Origin of the sequence: Bacillus sp. OK048, from assembly GCF_900103525.1 — a bacterium.
In the GTDB taxonomy this organism is placed as follows: domain Bacteria; phylum Bacillota; class Bacilli; order Bacillales; family Cytobacillaceae; genus Neobacillus.
In genome coordinates, this window is sequence record NZ_FNHN01000036.1 from 1 (window position 1) to 1,871 (window position 1,871).

General features: G+C 40.6%; 1 protein-coding gene. It reads right to left on the reverse strand.

Annotation, left to right across the window (positions count from 1 at the left end):
* Positions 1-78: 78 nt before the first annotated feature.
* A complete protein-coding gene (gene ltrA, locus BLR86_RS25455; RefSeq protein WP_090768603.1) occupies positions 79-1,323 on the reverse strand; it encodes a group II intron reverse transcriptase/maturase in 1,245 nt (414 codons plus the stop codon).
* Between the last annotated feature and the right edge of the window lie 548 nt (positions 1,324-1,871).

The window sequence follows — 1,871 nt, forward strand, 5'->3', positions numbered from 1 at the left end:
AGGCAAGTAGACCACTGGAACCTCCCCAGCAGCCCCTCTTAGAACCGGACGTGAACCTCTCGGCTCATCCGGCTCCCATTATTCAGCCGTTGGCTTAATACCTAATTCCCAATGTTTAAATAACTTGGGATTTTGTTTTGCAATTCTACCTAAGAAATATTCTGCTCTTTTCTTGTGACGAGCTAACCTTTTGTATTTCTTTCTCGCCCACATTATTAAGGCTTTGTTGATGTGCCTTAATGTTGAGTACATTTCGGATTTGTAGAACTTGCCGTAGAAGTTTATCCAGCCAATTATCTTTGAGTTAAACATATTTGATAGGTCCGTAAGGTCCTTTTCAGCTTTCAGCTGAAGTTTCCAGTCCCTCACTTTTTGCCGAATTGATTTCTTTGCTTTGTTACTAATGGCAGGTGTAAAGTTTACAAAATGTTTTCCCCATCTGTTCTTTGACAGCCTGGGTCTAAACGTGTATCCTAGAAAATCAAACGAAGTATTTTCGTAGTTTTCTTTTCTGTCTGCATCCTTACAGTATACAATTCTTGTTTTAATTGGATGCAGTTCAAGTTTACATTCGCTCATCCTCTTGTTTAAAGATTCAAGCAATCTTGTCGCTTCATCTTCTGTCTTACAGTGGATGACTGCGTCATCCGCATATCTCGCAAATGGGTTGTTAGGGTGATTAATAGCCATCCATTTGTCAAATGTGTAATGTAGAAATAAATTTGCTAGAACTGGACTTATGACCCCACCTTGCGGTGTGCCGGATGTACGTTCCTTTATTCCATCTTTCATTTGAAAAGGTGCCTTCAACCATCTCTTGATGTATAGCTTAACCCAACTAATTTGTGTATGCTTTTCGACTGCTCTCATTAGTAAATCATGATCAATATTATCGAATAAGCCTTTAATATCGAACTCAAGAACCCAATTATATCTCCAACATCTTTTACGAGTAATCTCTATTGCTTGGATGGCACTTTTCTTAGGTCTATATCCATAAGAATCTTCATGAAAGAAGGGTTCTACTGACGGCTCAAAATACAATTTCACCACCATTTGTGCAATCCTATCCGTTACTGTTGGGATTCCTAATGTCCTGGTTCCCCCAGCCTTCTTTGGTATTTCTACAGCTTTGACCGCAGGAGGAAAATAACTACCTGAAGACATTCTATTCCATAATTTATAGAGATTATCCGCTAGATTCAGTTCGAATTCTGCTATTGATTCTTCATCAATTCCTGCTGACCCCTTATTTGCTTTTACTCTAAGAAAGGCTTCATAAACTGCCTTTTTAGATATATTGTACGGCTTTGTCTTATTCATAAGTTCCTCCCACTTTAATGGTTGACTTGTTAATAAAACTGAATAACATAACCCCTTTGCTCCACCTCCGTTAGGAGGTTTCATAGCTACTACGGGTTATTCCGCCCCTATACATGGCATTGGTACTCTGATTCTCATGGGGCTTCCACTTGAAATCTCTCCCTTAACATCCATGTCGTAGGTTCCCACGTTCCACACAAAAGCCTATATTAAGTTCACGCCGCCTTTATACCGGTAACCGAACGGACAGTAAATAGGTTCCCTCCGAACTTGTCCCGAGTTAACGACTCCCCCTCGGTTTTGATGACATCTATACGCTTTCGATACTTCTTCAGCGGTTCAATGGTTTTCGTCTCCTTAATATCTACCTGACAGAGTCTTGCTCTGCCTTTTCCCTAACGCTCAATACCATAGCTTTTGACTATAGCACCTTAGGGTGGTTTGCAATCTCTACCTGTATAGCGATTGCGAGAGGCCTACTCTCATCTTTTGTGCAGCATAACTTCCTTGTGTGCTTACGCACACTTTGGTTGTTTTCGTGGCACACA

What these genes read in the sequence shown, in the direction of transcription:
- ltrA (WP_090768603.1), bottom strand. Translation starts at nt 1,323, where the DNA reads ATGAATAAGACAAAGCCGTACAATATATCTAAAAAGGCAGTTTATGAA.